20 protein-coding genes are annotated in these 23642 nt (G+C 72.1%); 3 read left to right on the forward strand and 17 right to left on the reverse strand.

Features of this window, described 5'->3' with window-relative positions; genetic code table 11:
* The first annotated feature begins 46 nt into the window (after window positions 1-46).
* Entirely contained in the window at window positions 47-1546 is a 1500-nt protein-coding gene (locus RM779_RS32280; RefSeq protein WP_311621355.1) for a serine/threonine-protein kinase, read from the forward strand.
* A gap of 13 nt (window positions 1547-1559) precedes the next feature.
* Here RM779_RS32280 and RM779_RS32285 read toward each other — a convergent pair whose 3' ends face one another.
* Window positions 1560-2129 (reverse strand): dienelactone hydrolase family protein, encoded by a 570-nt coding sequence (locus RM779_RS32285; protein WP_311621356.1) that lies wholly within the window; start codon window positions 2127-2129, stop codon window positions 1560-1562.
* 141 nt (window positions 2130-2270) lie between these two features.
* On the opposite strand from RM779_RS32285, the gene RM779_RS32290 reads away from it, so the two are divergent.
* On the forward strand, window positions 2271-3332 hold the full coding sequence (locus tag RM779_RS32290) for a mechanosensitive ion channel family protein (protein WP_311621357.1): 1062 nt from the start codon (window positions 2271-2273) through the stop codon (window positions 3330-3332).
* A 10-nt stretch (window positions 3333-3342) separates the two neighbouring features.
* On the opposite strand, the gene RM779_RS32295 is transcribed toward RM779_RS32290, so the two are convergent.
* The 3 genes from RM779_RS32295 to RM779_RS32305 are packed head-to-tail and all read right to left on the reverse strand — an operon-like array spanning window position 3343 to window position 5649.
* Window positions 3343-4284: an RluA family pseudouridine synthase gene (locus RM779_RS32295; RefSeq protein ID WP_311621358.1), complete on the reverse strand. Its 942-nt coding sequence runs from the start codon at window positions 4282-4284 to the stop codon at window positions 3343-3345.
* Between the two features lie 24 nt (window positions 4285-4308).
* The gene (gene lspA / locus RM779_RS32300; protein WP_311621359.1) at window positions 4309-4908 is read right to left on the reverse strand and encodes a signal peptidase II; all 600 of its coding nucleotides are present in this window, start codon (window positions 4906-4908) and stop codon (window positions 4309-4311) included.
* A 42-nt stretch (window positions 4909-4950) separates the two neighbouring features.
* The gene (locus RM779_RS32305) at window positions 4951-5649 is read right to left on the reverse strand and encodes a TraR/DksA family transcriptional regulator (protein ID WP_311621360.1); all 699 of its coding nucleotides are present in this window, start codon (window positions 5647-5649) and stop codon (window positions 4951-4953) included.
* Between the two features lie 280 nt (window positions 5650-5929).
* Between RM779_RS32305 and ileS the strand changes: the two genes are divergently transcribed.
* Window positions 5930-9070 carry an isoleucine--tRNA ligase gene (ileS, locus tag RM779_RS32310; RefSeq protein ID WP_311621361.1) on the forward strand — a complete coding sequence of 1047 codons (3141 nt, stop codon included), beginning with the start codon at window positions 5930-5932 and terminating at the stop codon, window positions 9068-9070.
* A gap of 115 nt (window positions 9071-9185) precedes the next feature.
* Here ileS and RM779_RS32315 read toward each other — a convergent pair whose 3' ends face one another.
* The 13 genes from RM779_RS32315 to RM779_RS32375 all read right to left on the reverse strand — a co-directional run bounded on the left by RM779_RS32315 (window position 9186) and on the right by RM779_RS32375 (window position 23607).
* Entirely contained in the window at window positions 9186-10460 is a 1275-nt protein-coding gene (locus RM779_RS32315; RefSeq protein ID WP_311621362.1) for a DivIVA domain-containing protein, read from the reverse strand.
* A gap of 49 nt (window positions 10461-10509) precedes the next feature.
* Window positions 10510-10794 (reverse strand): YggT family protein, encoded by a 285-nt coding sequence (locus RM779_RS32320; RefSeq protein WP_077061984.1) that lies wholly within the window; start codon window positions 10792-10794, stop codon window positions 10510-10512.
* 74 nt (window positions 10795-10868) lie between these two features.
* Window positions 10869-11492 carry a cell division protein SepF gene (locus RM779_RS32325; protein WP_077061983.1) on the reverse strand — a complete coding sequence of 208 codons (624 nt, stop codon included), beginning with the start codon at window positions 11490-11492 and terminating at the stop codon, window positions 10869-10871.
* Between the two features lie 124 nt (window positions 11493-11616).
* A complete protein-coding gene (locus RM779_RS32330; protein ID WP_311621363.1) occupies window positions 11617-12366 on the reverse strand; it encodes a YggS family pyridoxal phosphate-dependent enzyme in 750 nt (249 codons plus the stop codon).
* On the reverse strand, window positions 12363-13097 hold the full coding sequence (gene pgeF, locus RM779_RS32335) for a peptidoglycan editing factor PgeF (RefSeq protein WP_311621364.1): 735 nt from the start codon (window positions 13095-13097) through the stop codon (window positions 12363-12365). Before pgeF ends, RM779_RS32330 begins: the two co-directional genes overlap by 4 nt.
* Entirely contained in the window at window positions 13094-14344 is a 1251-nt protein-coding gene (ftsZ, locus tag RM779_RS32340) for a cell division protein FtsZ (protein ID WP_311621365.1), read from the reverse strand. Before ftsZ ends, pgeF begins: the two co-directional genes overlap by 4 nt.
* A 284-nt stretch (window positions 14345-14628) precedes the next feature.
* Window positions 14629-15450, reverse strand: a complete 822-nt coding sequence (locus tag RM779_RS32345) for a cell division protein FtsQ/DivIB (protein WP_311621366.1) — start codon at window positions 15448-15450, stop codon at window positions 14629-14631.
* A 25-nt stretch (window positions 15451-15475) separates the two neighbouring features.
* On the reverse strand, window positions 15476-16567 hold the full coding sequence (murG, locus tag RM779_RS32350) for an undecaprenyldiphospho-muramoylpentapeptide beta-N-acetylglucosaminyltransferase (protein WP_077061978.1): 1092 nt from the start codon (window positions 16565-16567) through the stop codon (window positions 15476-15478).
* 6 nt (window positions 16568-16573) lie between these two features.
* Entirely contained in the window at window positions 16574-17944 is a 1371-nt protein-coding gene (gene ftsW / locus RM779_RS32355; RefSeq protein WP_311621367.1) for a putative lipid II flippase FtsW, read from the reverse strand.
* A 38-nt stretch (window positions 17945-17982) separates the two neighbouring features.
* Entirely contained in the window at window positions 17983-19407 is a 1425-nt protein-coding gene (gene murD / locus RM779_RS32360) for a UDP-N-acetylmuramoyl-L-alanine--D-glutamate ligase (protein WP_311621368.1), read from the reverse strand.
* The gene (gene mraY, locus RM779_RS32365; RefSeq protein ID WP_311621370.1) at window positions 19404-20468 is read right to left on the reverse strand and encodes a phospho-N-acetylmuramoyl-pentapeptide-transferase; all 1065 of its coding nucleotides are present in this window, start codon (window positions 20466-20468) and stop codon (window positions 19404-19406) included. Before mraY ends, murD begins: the two co-directional genes overlap by 4 nt.
* Window positions 20465-21901, reverse strand: coding sequence for a UDP-N-acetylmuramoyl-tripeptide--D-alanyl-D-alanine ligase (locus RM779_RS32370; protein ID WP_311621371.1), 1437 nt, complete (start codon window positions 21899-21901; stop codon window positions 20465-20467). Before RM779_RS32370 ends, mraY begins: the two co-directional genes overlap by 4 nt.
* Entirely contained in the window at window positions 21898-23607 is a 1710-nt protein-coding gene (locus RM779_RS32375) for a UDP-N-acetylmuramoyl-L-alanyl-D-glutamate--2,6-diaminopimelate ligase (protein ID WP_394813443.1), read from the reverse strand. Before RM779_RS32375 ends, RM779_RS32370 begins: the two co-directional genes overlap by 4 nt.
* Window positions 23608-23642 lie beyond the last annotated feature (35 nt).

Raw genomic sequence — 23642 nt, forward strand, 5'->3', positions numbered from 1 at the left:
CCCCCCCCCCCGCCCCCCCCCGCCGCTCGTTCCGTAGGCTGTGGCCGTGGCAGGGGCGCAGCCGGGACAGATCATCGACGACCGCTTCGAGTTGCTCGCGCGGCTCGGGGCCGGCGGCATGGGCACCGTGTGGCGGGCCCGCGACCTCGCGCTGCACCGCGAGGTCGCCCTCAAGGAGGTGCGGCCCGCCGATCAGATGGCCCGTTCGGGCCCGGACGCGGAACGCACCCTGCGGGAGCGCGTGCTGCGCGAGGCGCGCGCCCTCGCGCGCATCGACCACCCGAACGTGGTGCGGATCTACCACATCGTCGATATCGAGCCGCATCCCTGGCTGGTCATGGAGCTGCTGCCGGGCAACAGCCTGGAAGCCCTGGCGCGCCGCGGGCCGCTGCCGCCCGCCGAGGCCATCCGCCTGGGCCGCGACGTGCTCGCCGGACTGCGCGCCGCGCACGCCGCCGGAATCCACCACCGCGACGTCAAACCGGCGAATGTGCTGCTGCGCGACGGCGGCTCCTCCGCGGTGCTGACCGACTTCGGGATCGCCGCGGTCGCCGGCTCGACCTCGCTGACCGTCACCGGCGGCATCGTCGGCTCCCCCGAGTACATCGCCCCGGAACGTATCCGCGGCGCCCCCGACCACCCCGCGGCCGACCTGTGGTCCCTGGGCGTCATGCTGTACGTCCTCACCGAGGGCTACAGCCCGCTGCGCCGCGGGACCACCCTGGCCACCCTGTCCGCGGTGCTGGAGGACCCGGTGCCACCGCCGGTCAGGTCAGGGCCGCTCGGGGACGTGCTCAGAATCCTGCTCGTCAAGGACCCCGCCGCCCGCCCGGACGCCGCCCGGCTCGACGCGATGCTGGCCCACGCCCAGGCCCCGTCGCAGACCCCGCAGACCCCGCAGGCGGCGTGGGCCTATGCGCCGACCGGGACGAACGCGGTCCCGCCGGCGCGCGGCCGCTCCCGTTCCGCGCTGGTCGCCGGCATCGCCGCGGGCGCGGTGCTGCTGGCCGGCGGCATCACCGCCGCGCTCGTGCTGCCGGGCGGCGGCACCGAGGCCAACGGCTCCGACGACCCCACCACCACGCCCTCGGACACCGCCGAGCCACCGCCGTCCGATGAGCCCACCGCGGACCCCACCGGGGACCCCACCGGGGACGCGAGCGAGGAGCCCACCGCGGAGCCGCCGCGCGAGACCGACCCCGCGCCGGGCGACATCGCCCCCGGCACGTGGATCGCCCAGCTGTTCTCCGAGCCGGTCGCCACCGGCACCGAGGTCCGTGACCAGCGGCTGACCGCGATCCGCGCCTCGGTGCCCGAGGCAGACGTCCTGCTCAGCGACGACTACGCCTCGCTGAACCCGGGCTACTGGGTGATCTACGTCTCCGACGACTTCGACGACGGCACCGATGCGGTGGAGTTCTGCGCCGAACACGGCCTGACCGACGGCAACGCCTGCGTGGGCCGCTACCTCAGCGACTCCGCCAACGACGCCGATCTGATCTGCCACCCCATGGACGGCGGCAGCGGGCGCTGCGAGGAGGACTGACGCGGCACCACACCTAGCCCGCGTCGAGCGAGGTGAGGAAGCCCAGCGCCGTCCGCCAGGTGCGTTCGGCGGCCTCCTCGTCCCAGTCCGCGAGCTCCGGGTCGGTGTACACGTGGCCGGCGCCCTGGTACCGGAACACCTCGACGTCCGTCCCGGCCCGCCGCATCCGCAGGTACCACGCGTTCAGCCAGTCGCTGGGCTCGAACGGGTCGGGGTCGGCCACGTGCAGCTGCACCGGCAGCCCGTCCGCCGAGGCGTCGTCCGCCACGTCCCCCGTGCCGTGGAACAGCAGCAGCCCGCCGGCCCTCGCGTCGCCGAGCGCGACGGTCTGGGCGAGGGAGGCGCCCAGCGAGAAGCCCGCGTACACCAGGCCGGCGTCCGAGTGCGGCGCGGCGGCGGCGATGGCCCGCCGCAGCAGCTCCTCGGTGCCGATCTCGTCCTTGACGGCCATTCCCTCTTCGACGGTCCCGGTGGTCCGCCCGTCGTAGAGGTCGGGGGTGAACACCTGGTGCCCGGCCGCCCGGAGCCGGTCCGCGGCGGCGAGCACGGCGGGACGCAGCCCGTACGCGGAGTGCAGAAGCATGACATGGCTCACGGTCTCGACCGGCCTTCCGGTGGTACGCAGGGGTTCGCGGGGTTCGCAAGGTCCTCGGCCGCCCATCCTGCCAGCCGGGCTGGCTAACCTTGCGGTCGGAAGCAGGCAACCGAGGAGCTGAGAGATCCCATGGACGACGTGCTGCGGCCACTCCTGGTCATCGGCGGCACCATCGCGCTCACGCTGGTCATAGGTTGGATGATCGACCGCGCGCTGCGCGCCGCGGACCGGCGCCACCCGGACACCAGGGTGTGGGGGCTCATGCGCCGGTGCCAGCTCCCGATGCAGGTGCTGCTCGCCTCGGCGGCCGTGCAGATCGCGTACAGCGCCTTCGACCTGCATCTGAAGCGGGACGACATCATCCAGAGCCTCCTCGCGACGGTCACCATCTTCTCCGCGGCCTGGCTGACGATACGGGCGGCGAACGCCGTCGCGGAGAACTCGCTGGCCAGTTACGCGGCCCGCACCACCGACCTGGCCCGGGTGCGGCAGTTCAGGACGCAGCTGGCGATGATCCGCCGCGTGGTGACCGGCATCCTGGCCGTCGTGGCCACCGCCGTGGCCATCCTGTTCCTGTTCCCCGGGCTGCGCGCCCTCGGCGCCTCGATGCTGGCCTCCGCCGGCGTCATCGGCATCATCGCCGGTGTCGCCGCCCAGTCGATGCTGAGCAACCTGTTCGCCGGCCTCCAGGTCGCGTTCGGCGACTCGGTGCGCATCGGTGACACCGTCGTCGTCGACGGTGAGTGGGGCACCGTCGAGGAGATGTCGCTGGCGTTCCTCACCGTGCGGATCTGGGACGACAGGCGGCTGACGATGCCGGTGTCCTACTTCAACAGCAAGCCGTACGAGAACTGGTCCCGCGGCGGGAACGAGATCACCGGCACCGTCTTCCTGCACCTCGACCACACGACCCCGATCGCCGACCTGCGCAAGCGCCTCCAGGAGTACCTGCTGGGCCGCAAGGACTGGGACGGCCGCACGTGGAGCCTGGTCGTCACCGACACCACCCCGACGACGATCGAGGTGCGCGCCGCGATGTCCGCGAGGAACGCGGACGACGTCTGGACGCTGCGCTGCGCGGTCCGCGAGGAGCTGGTCACGTGGCTGCGTGACCAGCATCCGTACGCGCTGCCCCGCGTCGCCACCTCACCCGCCGCACTCCCCCCGGCGGCGCCCGGCGCGGAGACCTGAGGGGCCGCCCCTACGCGCTCTCCGCGCGCAGCGTCTCCAGCGCGGAGTCCAGGTCGGCCGGGTAGCCGGAGGAGAATTCGGTCCACTGCCCGTCCGCCGGGTGTGCGAACCCCAGCCGCACCGCGTGCAGCCACTGCCTGGTCAGGCCCAGCCGCTTGGCCAGCGTCGGGTCGGCCCCGTAGGTGAGGTCGCCGACGCAGGGGTGCCGGTGCGCGGCCATGTGCACCCGGATCTGGTGGGTGCGGCCGGTCTCCAGCTTGACGTCCAGGAGGCTGCTGCCGCGGAACGCCTCGATCAGGTCGTAGTGGGTGACGGCGGGCTTGCCGTCGGCGGTGACCGCCCACTTGTAGTCGGCCTGCGGATGCCGCCCGACCGGGGCGTCGATGGTGCCGCTGAGCGGGTCGGGGTGGCCCTGCACGAGGGTGTGGTAGTGCTTGTCGACGGTCCGGTCGCGGAACTGCTGCTTCAGCCGCGAGTACGCCGTCTCGGACTTGGCCACGACCATCAGCCCCGAGGTGCCGACGTCGAGGCGGTGGACGATGCCCTGCCGCTCGGCGGCGCCTGAGGTGGCGACGCGGAAGCCGGCGGCGGCGAGGCCGCCGATGACGGTGCGCCCGCTCCAGCCGGGGCTCGGGTGCGCGGCGACGCCGACCGGCTTGTCGACGACGACGAGGTCCTGGTCGTCGTGGACGATCTCCATGCCCTCGACGGGCTCCGCCACGACCCGCACCGGAGCCGGGGGCGGCGGCATCTCCACCTCGATCCACGAACCACCGGTGACCCGCTCCGACTTGCCCACCTCCGCGCCGTCGAGCCTGACCTTGCCCGCGGCGGCCAGCTCCGCGGCCTTGGTGCGGGAAAAGCCGAGCATGCGGGCGAGGGCGGCGTCGACACGCTCCCCCTCAAGTCCCTCCGGTACGGGCAGTGCGCGGGTCTCGGGAAGGGTGTTCACCCGACGAGTATGCCGGACGGCCGGTCAGTCCCGGTGCACGGTGCCGTCGGGGTCGAGGCCACGGAAGGAGAGCAGAACGATCAGAATGCCGCCGCATACGATCGCGGAGTCCGCAAGGTTGAACACCGCGAAGTGCTTCGGCGCGATGAAGTCCACCACGTGGCCCTCCAGCGCGCCGGGCGCGCGCAGCAGCCGGTCGGTGAGGTTGCCGAGGGCGCCGCCGAGCAGCAGCCCGAGGGCGATGGCCCACGGCGTGCTGTACAGCTTTCTGGCCAGCCGGATGATCACGACGATGACGGCGGCGGCGATGCAGGTGAAGACGACGGTCAGCGCCTCGCCGATGCCGAACGCCGCCCCGCCGTTGCGCACGGCCCTGAACTGGAGCCATTCACCGAAAACCTCGACGGGCGGCTCGTTCTCCAGCCACTCCACCGTCATGATCTTGGTGATGAGGTCCAGCGCATAGGCGAACGCGGCGACCCCGGCCAGCACCATGACCCGCCGCGGCCCGCGGTCCGCGGTCCCGTCCTCGTCGGCCACCCGCGCCGGCTCGCCGGTCCCCGCCGCCCCGGCCGCCTTCTCGGGGTCGTCAGGTGTCTCGATGGTCCTCTCCGCCTCGCTCACGTGATGAGGGTACGCCACGCCAGTGCGATCACCGGAAATCCGTCAGAACCGCCGTTCCTGCTTCTGCTTGCAGTCCACACACAGCGTGGCCCGCGGGAAGACCTGCATCCGCGCCTTGCCGATCGGCTGCCCGCAGTTCTCGCACAGGCCGTAGGTGCCGGCTTCGAGCCGACGGAGCGCGCGCTCCGTCTGGTACAGCATCTCGCGCGCGTTGGAGGCCAGGGCCATCTCGTGCTCGCGGGTCACGTTCTTCGTGCCGGTGTCGGCCTGGTCGTCCCCGGCACCGTCGCCCGAGTCGCGCATGAGCCCGGTCAGGGCCTCCTCGGAGGCGGTGATCTCGGCGCGCAGCCGGTCGGCCTCGGCCGTCAGCGCGTCCCTGGCCTCCTCGGCCTCCTCCGCGGTCCACGGGTCCTCGCCGGTGCGGACGGCCAGGTCACCGGGGTCGGCCGGGGCCGCCGTGCGGGCGGTCGAAACAGGGGTGGACGGCTCGTCCGCGGTGCTCTTGTTCGCTGCCACCTTCTTGGCTCCTGTCTGCCCGTCCTGCGACGTCTTCCTGGCCGACTTCTTCGCTGCCACCATGGCGGCGGCCCCTTCACATAGTGTGATCTTGCTCGCGAATCGTGACCGGAACGATAAATCGACTGGGGAGGCGCGGCAACGGGGGCGCGCCGGTCTCCCTGCGTTGTGCCCCGCCCGGCGGCCGGATAACCGGTCACCACCGCTCCGCGGCGGCCCGTACACTGGTCGAAGCGGAAGGCAGCGATGGGGACGAGTAGCGTCGTCCGCAGCCGCGAGCGACCCGGGGGCGGTGTGAGCCCGGGGGCGAGCGCGACGTGAAGATCACCCCGGAGCCGCCGGCAGAAAGCTCACCGCGAGCGAGTAGACCCGGCACCGCGGCCCAATGAGGGGGCAGGGGCACGGCCGACGGCCGGCGCACCCGGCCAAGGAGGGTGGTACCGCGGGAGCGCGCTCTCGTCCCTCCGACGGAGAACGCCATGTGTGTCCGCCGGAGGACGATCCGATGACGCAATACCGCCCCGTACCAGCCCAGGTCGACCTGCCCGCCCTGGAGCACGGCGTGCTCGACCTGTGGCAGGAGAACAAGACGTTCACCCGCAGCCTCGCGCAGTCGGAGGGACGCCCGGAATGGGTGTTCTACGAGGGGCCGCCCACGGCGAACGGGATGCCCGGCGCGCACCACATCGAGGCGCGGGTGTTCAAGGACGTCTTCCCCCGCTACCGGACGATGCGCGGCTTCCACGTCACGCGCAAGGCCGGCTGGGACTGCCACGGCCTGCCCGTTGAGCTGGCGGTGGAGAAGGAGCTGGGCTTCACCGGCAAACAGGACATCGAGGCGTACGGCATCGCCGAGTTCAACGCCAGGTGCCGCGAGTCCGTGACCCGCCACACCGACGCGTTCGCCGAGCTGACCCGGCGCATGGGCTACTGGGTGGACCTGGACGCCGCGTACCGCACCATGGACCCGTCCTATGTCGAGTCGGTGTGGTGGTCGCTGAAGGAGATCTTCGGCAAGGGCCTGCTGGTCCAGGACCACCGCGTGGCGCCCTGGTGCCCGCGCTGCGAGACCGGTCTTTCCGACCACGAGCTGGCGCAGGGCTACGAGACGGTCGTCGACCCCTCGGTGTACGTCCGGCTGCCGCTGCTCTCCGGCCCGCTCGCGGGCGAGGCGGACCTGCTGGTGTGGACCACCACCCCCTGGACGCTGGTGTCCAACACCGCCGTCGCCGTGCACCCCGACGTCACCTACGCCGTCGCCACCGACGGCGCGCGCCGTCTCGTGGTGGCGCGGCCGCTGCTCGCCGCGGCGCTCGGCGAGGAGTGGCGCGAGACCGGGCAGACGTTCACCGGCGCCGAGATGGAACGGTGGGCCTACCGCCGCCCGTTCGATCTGGTCGACTTCGGCGGCGCCGAGGCGCACTTCGTGGTGACCGCCGACTACGTCACCACCGAGGACGGCACCGGCCTGGTGCACCAGGCGCCCGCGTTCGGCGAGGACGACCTGCTGACCTGCCGCAGGTACGGGCTGCCCGTGGTGCGCCCGGTACGCGCGGACGGCACCTTCGAGGAGGCCCTGCCGCTGGTGGGCGGCCAGTTCTTCAAGAAGGCCGACGAGGCGCTGGTCGCCGACCTGCGCGAACGGGGGCTGCTGTTCCGCCACCTCGCCTACGAGCACAGCTACCCGCACTGCTGGCGTTGCCACACCCCGCTGCTGTACTACGCACAGCCGGCCTGGTACATCCGCACCACCCAGGTCAAGGACGCCCTGCTCCGGGAGAACGAGAAGACCGCCTGGTACCCGGACTCGGTCAAGCACGGCCGGTTCGGCGACTGGCTGACCAACAATGTGGACTGGGCGCTGTCCCGCAACCGCTACTGGGGCACGCCGCTGCCCATCTGGCGCTGCGACGACGGCCACCTGACCTGCGTCGGTTCGCTGGCCGAGCTGAGCGAGCTGACCGGCGCAGACCAGTCCGGGCTCGACCCGCACCGGCCGTTCATCGACGAGGTCACGTTCGCGTGCACCGCGGACGGCTGCGCGCGGAGTGCCCGGCGGGTCCCCGAGGTCATCGACGCCTGGTACGACTCGGGCTCGATGCCGTTCGCGCAGTGGGGGTACCCGTACCGCAACCGCGAGGAGTTCGAGCGCCACTACCCGGCCCAGTACATCTGCGAGGCCATCGACCAGACCCGCGGCTGGTTCTACACGCTCATGGCGATCGGCACCCTCGTCTTCGACCGCTCCTCGTACGAGTCGGTGGTCTGCCTGGGCCACATCCTCGCCGAGGACGGCAGGAAGATGTCCAAGCACCTGGGCAACATCCTGGAGCCCATCCCGCTGATGGAGCGGCACGGCGCGGACGCCGTGCGCTGGTTCATGGCGGCCGGCGGCTCGCCCTGGGCGGCGCGCCGGGTGGGGCACGGCACCATCCAGGAGGTCGTCCGCAAGACGCTCCTCACCTACTGGAACACGGTCGCCTTCCAGGCGCTGTACGCGCGCACCACCGGCTGGTCCCCGGGCGAGGCCGATCCGCCGCCGGCCGACCGGCCGCTGCTCGACCGCTGGCTGCTCAGCGAGCTGAACGCGCTGGTCGACATGGTCACCAAGGCCATGGACGACTTCGACACCCAGCGCGCCGGCAAGCTGATCTCCACGTTCGTCGACGACCTGTCCAACTGGTACGTCCGCCGTTCCCGCCGCCGTTTCTGGCAGGGCGACCCGGCCGCGCTGCGCACGCTGCACGAGGTGCTGGAGACGGTCACCCGGCTGATGGCCCCGCTGGTCCCGTTCATCACAGAACGGGTCTGGCAGGACCTGATCGTGCCGGTGGCGCCGGGCGCGCCCGACTCGGTGCACCTGGCCTCCTGGCCCGAGGCCGATCTCGGCCTGGTCGACCCGGACCTCTCCAGGGACATGCTGCTGGCGCGGCGGCTCGTCGAGCTGGGCCGGGCCACGCGCGCCGAGTCCGGCGTGAAGACGCGCCAGCCGCTGTCCCGGGCGCTGGTGGCCGCGCAGGGCTTCGAGCTGCTGGGCGACGACCTGCGGGAGCAGATCGCCGACGAGCTGAACGTGGCCTCGCTCGCGGCGCTCTCCGAGATGGGCGGCTCGCTGGTCGACACCTCGGCCAAGGGCAACTTCCGGGCGCTGGGCCGCCGTTTCGGCAAGCAGACCCAGCCGGTCGCCCGCGCCATCGCGGAGGCGGACGCCGCCGAGTTGTCGGCCGCGCTGCGCGCGGGCACGGCCGCGGTCGAGGTGAACGGCGAGCTGGTGCCGCTGTCGGCCGAGGAGGTCATCATCACCGAAACGCCCCGCGAGGGCTGGTCGGTGGCCTCCGACCCGGGCGCGACGGTGGCGCTCGACCTGGAGATCACGCCGGAGTTGCGCCGCGCCGGGCTCGCCCGCGAGGTGATCCGGCTGATCCAGGACGCCAGGAAGAACAGCGGCCTCGAAGTGGCCGACCGCATCGTGGTGCGCTGGCAGGCCACCGACCCAGAGAGCGAACGCGCGCTCGTCGACCACCAGGCGCTGATCGCCGGGGAGGTGCTGGCGACCGACTTCGCCGAGGGAGCGGGCGACGACACACTCGGCGAGCCGTTCGGCGACACCCCCCTGGGCGCCACCTTCCGGCTACGCCGGGCTTAGGCCCTGTCCTGCCGAAGCAGGTCCACGCACGAACGGGCCGGCCTGGACCTTGAGGTCCCGGCCGGCCCGTTGCGATATGCCGGTGGTTTCGGACGTCAGACGACGCCCGGGCCCGTCAGTTGTCGTCCTCGTCGATGAGGAAGCCGCGCATCGGCGAAGGCGCCTGCTGCATCGGCTGCGGCCCCTGCGGCCGCACCGGCGCCATCGGCTGGGTCATCGCCGGCGACATCTGCTGCTGGCCGCCGTACGAGGGCGGGCCGCCGGGGCCGCCGTGGCCACCGCCATGGCCGCCGTGCGAGCCGTGCCCGCCCATCGACTGGTTGCCGCCGAGCGAGCCGTGCCCGCCCATGCCGGCCCCGGGGCCGGTCGGCGCGCCCGCCGAGGCGAGCGAGGGAGCCGGGGACGGCGGCAGGGAGGCGGCGGCGGGCGAACGCGGCGGCGCGAGCGAGTCGTCGGACTGGCTCTCCAACTGACGGAGCTGGCTCTCCAGGTACGACTTCAGACGCGTGCGGTACTCGCGCTCGAAGCCACGCAGATCCTCGACCTTGCGCTCAAGCGTGGCGCGCGCGGACTCCAGGGAGCCCATCGCCACGCGGTGCTTCTCCTGCGCGTCCCGCTCAAGCGCGTCGGCCTTGGCGCGGGCGTCCCGCTCCAGGCCCTCGGCGCGGCTGCGCGCCTCACCCACGATCTTGTTGGCCTCCGAACGGGCCTCCGCGATCGCCTGGTCCGCGGTCTGCTGCGCGAGCGAAAGCACGCGGGCCGCGCTCTCGTTGCCGCCCGCGGGCTGCGGCATCTGCTGCGGGCCGCCGGGGCCACCGAGACCGGGGCCGCCGAGGCCGGGCCCGAGGCCCTGACCGCCGTGGGTGCCGTGGGTACCCATCGGAACCGGAGCGCCGGGGTGACCCTGCGGGCCGCCGGGGCCACCGGGACCGCCAGGACCACCGGGGCCCATCGGTCCGCCGGGGCCGCCGTGGCCCATGGGGCCCGGGCCGCCGGGGTGACCCTGCGGGCCGCCGGGGCCACCGGGACCGCCGGGGCCGCCAGGCCCACCGGGACCGCCAGGACCACCGGGTCCGGCGGGAAGTTGCGGAGGGCCGCCCATCGGCTGCTGCTGCTGATGCTGCTGCTGGGGGCCCGGACCTGATATGGCCGGCATGGGGCCACCCGGCCGGTCCTGCGGCTCGGGCTTCCGCATGTTCTGCTGGTTCTGCGCGGCGGCCCTGGTGGCCGCGGCCAGCTTCGCGCGCAGGTCCTCGTTCTCCCTGAGCAGCCGGGTCAGCTCTGCCTCGACCTCGTCGAGGAAGGCATCGACCTCGTCCTCGTCATAGCCTTCTCGCAGACGGACGGTTGTGAACTGCTTGTTCCGCACGTCCTCGGGGGTCAGCGGCATCTCTTCACCTCAACGTAATTCGTCGGCATATCGGCAAGACCGTACTCGTTCACAGCCTGGCCACGACGTTGATCAGGATGTAGACGATGATCATGAGTACGAAGAAGGACAGATCAAGCGCCACACCCCCGAAGCGCAGCGGCGGGATGACCTTCCGCAGCGCCTTCAGTGGCGGATCGGTGACAGTGTAGGTGGCCTCCAGGGCAACAACCATCGCCTTGCCGGGGCTCCAGGAGCGGGCGAACATGAACACGTAGTCCATCACCAATCGGAAGAGCAGCAAGCCGAGCAGACAGTACAAGGCAACCAGGATCACCTGTTGAACGATGCCCATTCCTGCCTGTCCCTCTCCCCTTGTCCGAGTGTCCCGGCCCCTCGGCCGGAACGTGACCTTCCGGTGTCCTGTCGTCAGCTCTGGTTGAAGAACCCGCCCTCGGCGATCCGGGCCTTGTCCTCCGCCGTTACATCGACGTTAGCAGGCGACAGCAGGAACACCTTCTGCGTCACGCGCTCGATGCTGCCATGGAGACCGAAGACGAGACCAGCGGCAAAGTCGACAAGTCGCTTTGCATCTGTGTCATCCATCTCCGTCAGATTCATGATCACCGGGGTGCCCTCGCGGAAGTGTTCCCCGATGGTACGGGCCTCGTTGTACGTCCTCGGGTGGAGCGTGGTGATCCGGTACGGCTCCCGCTCTGACACGACCTTGGGCATGATCACCGGCGCGCTCTTCTCCACGTTCTGTCGTTCGGGTGTGATGGAAGACACGGGAGCGATCCTCCCGGGCCGTCTGCTTTCGGTCAGGAGTGGAGCGGGGGTTGGCTCCGTCTCCCGCTGCGCCGGCGGGTGCACGACCCGCACCGGCTCCTCGGTCCGCTCCCGCGCCGGCGGCTCGTGCGCCTGCTGACGCCGGCCCCGATCCGGCTCCGGCTCCGGCTCGAATTCGTCGTCGGGGCCATACCCCGGGCGGTCGTACCCGTCGTCCTCCACGAGGCCGAGGTAGACCGCCATCTTGCGCATCGCGCCAGCCATCGACTGCGTCCTCCGCTCTGTGGTGGATCGGCTCCGATCTGCCCGGGCCGCGCATCCACGTAACCTGCCCCCGACCGAATCGGGATTGACCATATTTTCGGCTGTAGCCCCTCGTTTGGCGACGTTACCCGAGGGCGGGGCGGACGCCGAGCACCGCGCTCCCGACGCGTACGTGTGTCGCTCCCGCGGCGATCGCCTCCTCCAAGTCCGCGCTCATGCCTGCCGAGACCATGTTCGCAGCCGGATGGACCGAGCGCAGTCGCCTTGAGATTTCCTGCAACCGCTCGAACGCCGCGGCGGGCGCCCCGGCGTACGCGCCCGTGAGCGGAGCAACCGTCATGAGCCCCGCCAATCGGAGCCCCGGCGCCTCGTCGAGTGCCGCCGCCAACTCCCCGACCGCGTCCGGCGCCACACCTCCGCGGTCACCGCCCTGCCCCGGCGCCTTTTCCAGTGCAACCTGCACGAGGCAATCCAGGGGCGCACGTTCCAGACTCACAACCGCCGCGGAGAGCGCACGAGCCAGTCGCACCCTGTCCACAGAATGCACACATTGCGCGTACTTGGCAACAGAACGCGTCTTGTTTGTTTGCAGCTGTCCCACGAAGTGCCAGTTCAGCGCGAGATCCGCGCACGCCGCCGCCTTGGCCGCGGCCTCCTGGTCCCGGTTCTCCGCAACGTCCCGCACACCGAGTACGGCGAGCCGCCTGACGTCCTCGGCCGGGTACGTCTTGGTGACGACGATCAGAGTCACGTCCGTCCGCGCGCGCCCCGCCGCGTCACATGCGCGGGTGATGCGCTCCTCCACCCGGGCGAGATTGGCGGCGAGTTCGGCCTCGCGGGAGCCCGGCGTACCAGGCTCGTCCCATGCGCTCACGATGTGGCCACCCAGACATAACTGGCCTGCCGGCCCGTGAGCCGGTCCCGCCGGTAGGAGAAATGGGCATCCGATTCGAGGGTGCAGACCGTGGAGAGCCGGATGTCGCGGACCCCGCAGCCGACCAGCTGCCGCCGCACCCCGGCGGGAATGTCGACGGCCGGGGTCCCCCACCGCGTCGTGCCCGCACTGCCGGGCACCAGGCGTTCCGCCTCCTGCCGCATGTCCTCCGGCACTTCATAACACTGCCCGCACACGGCGGGCCCGGTGCGGGCGGTGATCCTGGCCGGCTCCGCGCCGAGCGCGCACATCGCCTCGACCGTCGCGGGCACCACCCCGGCCAGCAGCCCGGGCCGTCCGGCGTGCGCGGCGCCGGCGACTCCCGCCACCGGGTCGGCGAGGAGCACGGGAGTGCAGTCGGCGGTGAGCACCGCGAGCGCGAGCCCCCTCCGCGCGGTGACCACGCCATCGGCCTCCGGCGGCTCGCCGCCCGGCCACGGACCGTCGGCCACCGCCACACTCCTGCCGTGCACCTGGTTCATCCAGCGGACGTCCGCCGGGTCGAGCCCGAGGGCCTTCGCGGCCAGCTCCCGGTTCTGCGCAACGGCCGACGGGTCGTCGCCGACCGCGCCGCCGAGATTGAGGGTTCCGTACGGAACGGCGCTCGCCCCGCCCCACCGATCGGTGAAGGCGAAGCGGGCGCCGTCGTCCGTGCTCTGCTGCGCTATCACTTCAAGAAGTCGGGCACATCGAGCTCCTCGACCTGACCACCGTCATACGGCCGGGCGGAAGGAACCTGGGGCGTGCCCTTGACCGGCTCGCGCGACTGATCGGCCGAAGGCTCCGGAACGGGCGGGGCGCTCTCGCGCTCCGGAACGGCACCGGTGTCGCGCGACGGCAGGGTGCCGAGGCCGCCGAACGAGGGGCGCTCCGGCTCGGGGTCCATCGACTGCCTGTCCTGGCCGACGGCGGACTGCTCCTCCTTGGTGCCGTACCCGCCGAGTGCCTTGTCCCTGCTGCGGGAAGGCGGCTGGCCGCCGTCGAACCCGGCGGCGATCACGGTGACCCGTACCTCGTCGCCGAGCGCGTCGTCGATGACGGCACCGAAGATGATGTTGGCCTCGGGGTGGGCGGCCTCGCTCACGAGCTGCGCGGCCTCGTTGATCTCGAACAGGCCGAGGTCGGAACCGCCGGAGATGGACAGCAGGACTCCGCGGGCGCCGTCGATGGACGCTTCGAGAAGAGGGGAGGAGATCGCCATTTCCGCGGCGGCGACCGCGCGGTCGTCCCCACGCGCGGAGCCGATGCCCATGAGGGCGGAACCGGCTTCCGACATCACGGACTTGACGTCGGCGAAGTCGAGGTTGATCAGCCCTGGGGTGGTGATGAGGTCGGTGATGCCCTGGACACCGGACAGCAGCACCTGGTCGGCGGACTTGAAGGCGTCCAGCACGCTGACCTGGCGGTCCGAGATGGACAGCAGCCGGTCGTTCGGGATGACGATGAGGGTGTCGACCTCGTCGCGGAGCTGCGCGATGCCGTCCTCCGCCTGGTTTGCCCTGCGGCGGCCCTCGAAGGTGAACGGCCGGGTCACCACGCCGATGGTCAGGGCCCCGAGGGAACGCGCGATGTTCGCCACGACCGGGGCGCCGCCCGTGCCGGTGCCGCCGCCCTCGCCCGCGGTGACGAAAACCATGTCGGCCCCCTTGAGGACCTCCTCGATCTCCTCGCGGTGGTCCTCGGCAGCCTTGCGACCCACGTCGGGGTTGGCGCCCGCGCCAAGCCCTCGGGTGAGCTCCCGGCCGACGTCCAACTTGACGTCGGCGTCGCTCATCAGCAGCGCCTGCGCATCGGTGTTGATCGCGATGAACTCGACGCCCTTGAGACCGACCTCGATCATCCGGTTGATGGCGTTGACGCCACCGCCGCCGATACCGACGACCTTGATGACTGCGAGGTAGTTCTGCGGTGCTGCCACGTCGAAGGCCTCTCGCCTCGATTTACGTGTCGCCGCTCCGCGTGAGCCGCAGTGCGCCGACTGATGCCGATGGGGCGGTTGGATAAGCCACCCCGAACCCTAACGCTCAAGTTTAGGGTTACCTGTGCTCGCCGTTCCTTGGATTCCTCGGAACGGACACTAAGTCGACAAGTGGTACGCGTTCAACGAACACGCCGAACCTCCTGTTTTTCTTTTCACCCTATGTGATCGCGCTCGGTCCCCGTCAACCTGGGTGCTCGTCCGGCACCGGGCCGACCGGGCCGTCAACCTCCGGAAGCGGCCGGGGCGCTGGGCGCGCTGACGTCGAAGTACGTGGCGTCTTCTGCCGCGTTCATCACCGCCTCCAGTGCGTCGGCCTTCGCCGCCGACTCCTCCGCGCTCCCCCACCGCACCACGCGGTCGCCCGACAACTCCAGGGTGATGGAGTCGAAGGAGGTGACGCGGATGACCCGCGTGCTCCCGCGCAGTGCGTCCGGCAGGGCGGCGGCCACGGAGACCGCCTCCTGGCGAATGCGGTCCTCGCCGAATCGGCGGAGGCTCGCGCTCTCTTCCAGTTCCAGTTCGAGCAACGGTACCCCCGCGTCCGCCTCCTCGGTCCTGCCGAACGGCACGCCGTCCCCGTCGACCTCCGTGAAACCACCGTCCTCGGGCATCAGGACCTCGGCCCTGCGCTCCGTCAGCTTCAGGGTGACGCCGTGCGGCCAGCCCCTGACGACCTCCGCCGAGGCCAGCCGCGGCAGCCGTTCCAGGAGCCGCGCGCGCACCGCGTCCTTGTCGAGCGAAGCCATCGGGGAGCCCTCCGGAACGGCGGCGGCCCGCAGAACCTGTTCCTCCGTCAGCCGGTGCTGTCCGCCCGACCAGTGGACGGACACGCGCTCGATGCGCAGCCAGTCCGAGCCGTACAGGGCCCAGGTGCCGAAGCCGCCGAGCAGGACGGCGAGCACCAGCACGACGATCGTGCGCGGCCGGGGGCGCCGCGGCCGGAGGCGCGCGAGCGGCGAGCGCCGCTCGGGCGGACGCGGGCGCGGGCCGGAGTCCGGCCGACGGCGGCCGCCGTCCCGTTCCGCGGTCGTCGCTCCGGCCACGCTCGTGTCAACTCCCCAGGTCGCGCTACGCCCTGCGCGCAGCGATCGCCTCGTGCACCATGCCGACCAGCAGCTCGTCGGCGTCCCTGCGGCCGAACTCGGCGGCGGCGCGGGACATCGCCAGCAGCCGGCCGGGGTCGGTCAGCACCGGCAGCACGGCGCTCCTGACCCACTCCGGCGTCAGCTCGGCGTCGTCGATCAGCAGTCCGCCGCCGGCCTTGACCAGCGGCTGGGCGTTCAGCCGCTGTTCGCCGTTGCCGATCGGCAGCGGAACGTAGGCGGCCGGCAGCCCGACGGCGGACAGTTCGGCGACGGTCATCGCGCCCGCGCGGCAGAGCATCATGTCCGCGGCCGCGTACGCGAGGTCCATGCGGTCCACATACGATAGCGGGATGTAAGGCGGCATACCGGGCATCGTGTCGACCTGCGGCAGTTCGTTCTTGGGGCCGACCGCGTGCAGCACCTGGACCCCGGAGCGCTGGAGCTGCGGAACGACGGCCGCGATGACCTCGTTCAGCCGCCGCGCGCCCTGCGAGCCGCCGGAGACCAGCAGCGTCGGCAGATTGGCGTCGAGCCCGAAGAACGCGCGGGCCTCCTGGCGCCGCGCGGCCCGGTCCAGGGTCGCGATGGCCCGGCGCAGCGGGATGCCCAGGTACCTCGCGTGGCGCAGCTTGCTGTCCGGCGTGGAGACGGCGACGAAGCGTGTGTAACGGGCGCCGATCCGATTGGCGAGCCCCGGGCGGGCGTTGGCCTCGTGTACCACGATCGGCACCCGCTGGCGCTTCGCGGCGAGGTAGCCGGGGAGCGCGACGTAGCCGCCGAAGCCGATCACGCAGTCCGCCTTGGTGCGCTCGATGATCTCCTCGGTGGCCTTGATGGTGCCGCGCAGCCGGCCCGGCACCGTGATCAGCTCGGGCGTCGGCTTGCGCGGCAGCGGCACCGCCGGAATCAGCCCGAGGTCGTAACCGCGCTCGGGCACCAGTCGGGTTTCCAGGCCACGTTCCGTGCCGAGGGCCGTGATGCCCACGGTCGGGTCCTGCCTGCGCAGCGCGTCCGCGAGGGCGAGCGCGGGCTCGATGTGGCCGGCGGTCCCCCCGCCGGCGAGGACAACATGCACCGAATTTCACCGCTCTCCGGACGGCGCCGACTTGCCGCGCCGTCTCATCGTCTTCCACTTGAGCCCAGGTCCCCGCATGGCCAGGGCAGCCCTGGCCGCCGGATCGCTGCGCGCGAAGGCGATCAGCAGCCCGATGGCGAACATGGTGGGCAGCAGGGCGGAGCCTCCGTAGGAGAACAGCGGCAGGGGCACCCCGGCGATGGGCAGCAGGCCCAGCACCGCACCGATGTTGATGACGGTCTGGACCATGAGCCAGGCCGTTACCCCTCCCGCGGCATACCTCACGAAGGGGTCCTCCGTGCGTCCGGCCACGCGGATACCCGCATAGCCTAGAGCCGCGAAGAGGGCGAGGACCGACAGCGTCCCCGCAAGACCCAGCTCCTCGCCCGTGATGGCGAAAATGAAGTCCGTGTGAGGCTCCGGGAGTTCACCCCATTTTTCGACGCTTGCCCCCAGTCCCGAGCCGAACCACCCACCCGAGGCAAGGGCGTAGATCCCGTGCACCGCCTGCCAGCAGCGGTCGCCCTCGCCCGGATCGGTGGCGCCCATGCAGGCCAGCCGGTCCATGCGGTGCGGGGCGGTCGCGATGAACAGCGCGCCGAGCGCCGCCGAGGCGACCAGCACCCCGGCGAACAGCCGGGTGGGCGCCCCGGCCAGCCACAGCAGCGCGAAGAGGATGGCCGCCAGGATCATCACGGTGCCCATGTCGCCGCCGACCATCACCAGGCCGCACACCAGGAGCGCGCCGGGGACCAGCGGGACCAGGAGGTGCCGCCACTGGGTCAGCAGCCGCTTGTCGCCCTTGCGCGCGAGCAGGTCGGCGCCCCACAGCACCAGTGCCAGCTTCGCGAACTCGCTCGGCTGGAGCTGAAACGATCCCCCGACCGCGATCCAGTTGGTGCTGCCGTTGACCTCGACGCCGATGCCCGGCACCTGGACGGCGACGAGCAGGACCGTGGAGCAGACGAGGAACGGGTACGTGAGCGCGCGCAGGAGGCGGACGGGGATTCGGGAGGCGAGGAACAGCAGCACGGTGCCGAGCACCGCCGCGAGCAGCTGCTTCCTGAAGTAGAACGTGGCGGGCAGATCGTAACGGAGCGCCTGGATCTGGGAGGCGGAGAAGACCATCACCAGCCCGAGAAGCGTGATCAGCAGACCGGTGCCCATGACGATGTAGTAGGCCGTCAGCGGCCGGTCCCACGCGCGGCGCAGACGGACGACGAACCGCGGCGCGCGCGGCCTGCGCGGGCGCGGAGCCGCGGCGCGCGGCGCCGGGCGCCCGCGGGGTACGCGCGGGCGCGCGGGCCGGGCACGCGGGGTTTCGCGCGCCCGGCCCGCGGGCGAAGGCTGTCGCGGCGCGCGGTGGTCAGCCCTCATCCTGGCCCCTCCTTCGTCCCGCGCCTGCGGTCCGCGGGCTACTGCTCGTTTCCTGCCCGGCCGTCGGCCAGGTCGCGAACGGCGGCGGCGAACGCGTCACCGCGCTCGTTGTAGTTGGTGAACATGTCCATCGAGGCGCACGCCGGCGCCATCAGGACGGTGTCCCCCGCCCGGGCCAGCCGGGCCGCCTCGCGGACGGCCTCCGCCATCGCCCCAGTGTCCGTCCGGGCGAGGTCGACCACCGGCACATCCGGGGCGTGTCGCGCCAGTGCCTCGGCGATGAGCTGCCGGTCGGCGCCGATGAGAACGGCCCCGCGCAGCCGCGGCGCGGCGCCGCGCACCAGGTCGTCGAACGTGGCGCCCTTCGCGAGGCCGCCCGCGATCCACACCACGGACGGGTAGGCGGCGAGGGACGCCTCGGCGGCGTGGGTGTTCGTCGCCTTGGAGTCGTCCACGTACCGCACGCCCGCCACGTCGCCCGCGTGCTGGATGCGGTGCGCGTCCGGACGGAAGTCCCGCAGCCCGTCGCGCACCGCGTGCGCCGGGACGCCGTAGGCGCGGGCCAGGGCGGCGGCGGCCAGCGCGTTGGCGATGTTGTGCGGGGCGGGCGGGTCGACGTCCGCGACCCCGGCCAGCTCCTGCGCCTGGGTCTGCCGGTCCTCGACGAAGGCCCGGTCGACCAGGATGCCGTCCACGACGCCGAGTTGGGAGACCGCGGGCGGGCCGAGCGTGAAGCCGACCGCCCGGCAGCCCTCCGTCACGTCGGCCTTGCGGACCAGCGTCTCGGTCGCGGGATCGGCCACGTTGTAGACGCAGGCGACCTCGTTGCCCTGGTAGATCCGGCCCTTGTCGGCTGCGTAGGACTCCATCGACCCGTGCCAGTCCAGGTGGTCGGGCGCCAGGTTCAGCACCGCCGCGGAATGCGGGCGCAGCGAGGGCGCCCAGTGCAGCTGGTAGCTGGACAGTTCGACGGCGAGCACGTCGTGGGGCGGCTCGGCCGTGACCTCGTCGATCAGCGGGGTACCGATATTGCCGACCGCCGCGGTGCGCAGGCCCGCCGCCGAGAGGATGGCGGCGAGCATGCGCACGGTGGTGGTCTTCCCGTTGGTGCCGGTGACGGCCAGCCAGGGCGGCCCGGCGGCACCGCGCAGCCGCCAGGCCACCTCGACGTCGCCCACGACCTCGACGCCCGCCGCGTCGGCGGCGGCGAACAGCGGGTGGTCCGGCCGCCAGCCGGGCGAGGTGACGACGAGTTCGGTGCGGGCGGGGAGGATCGTTCCGTCGCCGAGCCTGACGTCGACGCCGTCCCCGGCCAGCTCGGCGGCGTGCGCCTGCTGCCGCTCCCCCGAGCCGCCGTCGACGACGGTGACGTGGGCGCCGAGCCGGGCCAGGGCGCGCGCGGTACTGATGCCGCTCACGCCCAGGCCCGCCACGGTCACGTGCTGCCCCGCGAAGGTGCTCACCAGTCCGCCACCCAGGTGCCGTAGAAGATGCCGATACCGACGATCACGCACATGCCCTGGATGATCCAGAATCTGACCACGACCAGGACTTCGCTCCACCCCTTCAGCTCGAAGTGGTGCTGGAGCGGCGCCATTTTGAACACGCGCCGTCCGGTGAGCCGGAACGAGCCGACCTGGATGACCACGGACATGGTGATCAGGACGAACAGGCCGCCGAGGACCGCCATGAGCAGTTCGGTGCGCGAGACGATGGCCAGGCCGGCCAGCGCGCCGCCGAGGGCGAGCGAGCCGGTGTCGCCCATGAAGATCTTGGCCGGCGAGGTGTTCCACCACAGGAAGCCGAAGAGGGCGCCCATCAGCGCGGCGGCCACGACCGCCCCGTCGAGCGGATCTCGCACCTCGTAGCAGGACGCGCCCGCGGTGAGTTCGTCGGCGCAGGTCTGGCCGTACTGCCACACGCCGATGAAGACGTAGGCGCCGAAGACCATGACGGAGGCGCCGGTGGCCAGGCCGTCCAGACCGTCCGTCAGGTTCACGCCGTTGGACATCGCCAGGATCATGAACAGCGCCCACAGCACGAACAGCACGGGCCCGATGGACCAGCTGAAGTCCTGGGTGAACGACAGGTGCGTCGAGGCGGGCGTGAGTTCGCGGGCGTCCGCGAAGTTGAGCGAGAGGATCGCGAACGTGACGCCGACGATGAACTGGCCGAGCATCTTGGCGCCGGCGCGCAGACCGAGGCTGCGGCGCCGCACGATCTTGATGTAGTCGTCCAGGAAGCCGACCAGGCCCATACCGGCCATCAGGAAAAGCACCAGCAGGCCCGAGATGGACGGCTGCGAGCCGGTCACGATCTTGGTGACCGCATAGGCGATGAGCGTCGCCAGGATGAACGCGATGCCGCCCATCGTGGGCGTGCCCCGCTTGCTGGCGTGGTCGCGGGGACCGTCGTCGCGGATGTACTGGCCGTATCCCTTGCGGGCCAGCAGCTTGATCAGGAGGGGGGTGCCGATCAGGGTCAGGAAGAGTCCGATCGCACCGGAGAAGAGGATCTGCCTCATCGGGCGGCGACCTCGCCATCGGCGCCGTCGGCGTCGCCCGTCAGCCGGAGGGCCACGTCCTCCAGGCCGACCGACCTGGACGCCTTGACCAGCACGACGTCTCCCGGCCGCAGCTCATCGCGCAGCAGCCGCACCGCTGCCCCAGCGTCGGACACGTGCACCGACTCCTCACCCCACGAACCCTCGTTCTTGGCGCCCATGTCCAGCCAGGCGGCCTCCTGGCCGCCCACGGACACGAGCCTGCTGACGTTGAGCCGGACGGCGAGCCGCCCGACCGCGTCGTGTTCGGCGAACGCATCGTCACCCAGCTCCGCCATCTGGCCGAGCACCGCCCACGTGCGCCCCCCCTTCGCCCTGGTGGACTCGCCCATGGCGGCGAGTGCCCGCAGGGCGGCCTTCATGGAATCCGGGTTGGCGTTGTAGGCGTCGTTGACGATGGTCACGCCGTCCGCTCGCTCGGTGACCTCCATCCGCCACTTCGAGAGCGGGTCCGCGGTGGTCAGTGTTTCGGCGATGGCCTCCGCGGACATGCCTACCTCATGCGCAACAGCCGCAGCGGCAAGCGCGTTCGACACGTGGTGCTCACCGTACAGCCGCATGGTCACGTCGGCGCACCCGGTGGGGGTGCTCAGACTGAACGCGGGCCGTCCTTCGGGCGTCAGCCGAATCCGCTCCGCGCGGACCGCGGCCTCCTCGGACTCGCCGAAGAGGACGACGCGGGCGCGGGTGCGGGCAGCCATGGCGCGCACCAGCGGGTCGTCGGCGTTCAGCACCGCGACGCCGCCCTCGTCGGCCGGCGGCAGGGCCTCGACCAGCTCGCCCTTGGCCGCCGCGATGGCCTCCCTGTCGCCGAACTCACCGATGTGCGCGGTGCCGATGTTCAGCACGGCGCCGATGCGCGGCGGCGTCAGCGAGGTCAGGTAGCGGATGTGGCCGATGCCCCGCGCGCCCATTTCGAGGACCAGGTAGCGGGTGTCCTCCGCGGCGCGCAGCGCCGTCAGCGGCAGGCCGATCTCGTTGTTGAACGAGCCGGCGGGCCAGACGGTGGGTCCGGCCCGCTGGAGCAGCTGGGCGATGAGGTCCTTGGTGCTCGTCTTGCCGGCCGAGCCGGTGAGCGCCACGACCGTGGCGCCGAGACTGCGCACGGTGTGCCGCGCGAGCGCGCCGAGGGCGGCGGTCACGTCGTCGACGACGACCGCGGGGACGCCCACCGGGCGCGTCGCCAGCACGACGGCGGCGCCCGCGGCGACGGCCGTGGCGGCGTAGTCGTGTCCGTCGACGCGTGCACCGGGCAGTGCGGCGAAGAGGGAGCCGGGCTCTGCCAGCCTGGAGTCGATGACCACGGGCCCGGTGATGCGGGGTGGCGACTCCGGTATGTCGTGCGGCTCTCCCCGCACGACCGTGATGAGCTCAGCAACGGAAAGGGGGATCACTGCAACGGGCCTCGCCTGGCGTCGGGGTCTTGATCGGGTGGGGCAGTGGGGGACACAGCGCAGGTAGCGGTGGGGGCATGCGCTGCCGTCGGGGAGAACGGGCAGCGCCCGATGGCGGCGCGCAGCTCGTCCCTGTCGTCGAAGGGCCGGATGACTCCGGCGATGTCCTGACCCAGCTCGTGGCCCTTGCCGGCCACCAGGACGGTGTCGCCCGCCTCGGCGCGGGCCACCGCGGCGGCGATGGCGGCGGCCCTGTCCTCCTCGACGAGCACGGTGCCGCGTTCGTGCGCGGGCACCTCGGCCGCGCCGGCGAGCATGGCGGCCAGGATGGCGAGGGGGTCCTCCGAACGCGGGTTGTCGGAGGTGAGCACCGCGGTGTCCGCGAGCCGGGCCAGGGCGGCGCCCATGCGCGGGCGTTTGTGCGGGTCCCGGTCGCCGCCGCAGCCGAGCACGGCGTGCACGCGGCCCCTGGTGACCTTGCGCAGGGCGTACAGCACGGATTCGACGGCGTCGGGCTTGTGTGCGTAGTCGACGACGGCGAGGTAGGGCTGGCCCGCGTCGACGCGCTCCAGGCGGCCGGGGACGCCGGGTACGGCGGCGATGCCCTCCGCTGCGGTCCGCGGGTCGAGGCCCGCCACGGCCAGGGCGGTGATCGCGGCCAGCGCGTTGGACACGTTGAACGGCCCCGGCAGGGGGGCCGCGGCGCGGAAGCGGGTGCCGTCGGGGCCGAGCGCGGTGAAGGTGGAGCCGAGCGGCCCGATCTCGACGTCCGCGGCGCGCCAGTCGGCGTCCGGGTGGCCCTCCGCGGAGAAGGTGGTGACGGGGACGCCGGCCTCGGCGGCCAGCCGCCTGCCGTACTCGTCGTCGATGTTGACCACGCCCACCCCGGCCCGCGCCGGCGTGAACAGCTGCGCCTTCGTCCGGAAGTAGTCCTCCATGTCCGGGTGGAAGTCGAGGTGTTCCGGGCTCAGGTTGGTGAAGACCGCCACGTCGAACACGCAGCCGTCGACCCGGCCGAGGGCCAGGGCGTGGCTGGAGACCTCCATGGCGACGGACCGCACCCCGCGTTCGCGCATGACCGCGAAGAGGGCCTGGAGCTCGGTGGCCTCCGGGGTGGTGCGTTCGGACTTGATGCGCTCCCCGGCGATGCGGGTCTCGACCGTGCCGATCAGCCCGGTCTCCTCGCCGTCCTTTGCGGCATGGCGCAGACCGCCCTCGATGAGGTAGGCGGTGGTGGTCTTGCCCGAGGTGCCGGTGACGCCGATCTGGAGCAGGTCGCGGCCGGGGTCGCCGTGGATCGCGACGGCCGCCGCGCCCATGCGGGCGCGGACGTCTGGCACGGTCAGCACGGGCAGCCCCGTGGCGGCGGCGCGTTCGGTGCCCGAGGGGTCGGTGAGGACGGCGACGGCGCCGAGACCGGCCGCCTGGACGGCGAAGTCGGCGCCGTGGAACCTGGCTCCCGGCAGGGCCGCGTAGATGTCGCCCGGCTGGACGGCGCGCGAGTCGTGGGTGATGCCGGTGACCGGGTGTTCGCCCTCGGGGACCGCGGTGCCGAGCAGCTCGGCCAGCGTCGCCAGGGGCACGGGGCTCACGTGCCGCGGGCGGGGCGCCGGGCGGGAGTGATCAGCGTGTGGCACGGCGGTGAGCGTACCGGGCGCGGCGGGGGTGGAGCGAAACGAGGCCGACCCGTCGGTGATGGTTCTCACGTGCTGATGCTCCGCTTTCCTCGTGCGTCGGGGTG

The sequence above is a fragment of the Streptomyces johnsoniae genome (assembly GCF_031845565.1).
Classification (GTDB): domain Bacteria; phylum Actinomycetota; class Actinomycetes; order Streptomycetales; family Streptomycetaceae; genus Streptomyces; species Streptomyces johnsoniae.

What these genes read in the sequence shown, in the direction of transcription:
- RM779_RS32320 (WP_077061984.1), bottom strand. Translation starts at nt 10,794, where the DNA reads ATGGGCATCGTTCAACAGGTGATCCTGGTTGCCTTGTACTGTCTGCTC.
- RM779_RS32315 (WP_311621362.1), bottom strand. Translation starts at nt 10,460, where the DNA reads ATGCCGCTGACCCCCGAGGACGTGCGGAACAAGCAGTTCACAACCGTC.
- ileS (WP_311621361.1), top strand. Translation starts at nt 5,930, where the DNA reads ATGACGCAATACCGCCCCGTACCAGCCCAGGTCGACCTGCCCGCCCTG.
- RM779_RS32290 (WP_311621357.1), top strand. Translation starts at nt 2,271, where the DNA reads ATGGACGACGTGCTGCGGCCACTCCTGGTCATCGGCGGCACCATCGCG.
- RM779_RS32285 (WP_311621356.1), bottom strand. Translation starts at nt 2,129, where the DNA reads ATGCTTCTGCACTCCGCGTACGGGCTGCGTCCCGCCGTGCTCGCCGCC.
- RM779_RS32325 (WP_077061983.1), bottom strand. Translation starts at nt 11,492, where the DNA reads ATGGCTGGCGCGATGCGCAAGATGGCGGTCTACCTCGGCCTCGTGGAG.
- ftsW (WP_311621367.1), bottom strand. Translation starts at nt 17,944, where the DNA reads ATGAGGGCTGACCACCGCGCGCCGCGACAGCCTTCGCCCGCGGGCCGG.
- mraY (WP_311621370.1), bottom strand. Translation starts at nt 20,468, where the DNA reads ATGAGGCAGATCCTCTTCTCCGGTGCGATCGGACTCTTCCTGACCCTG.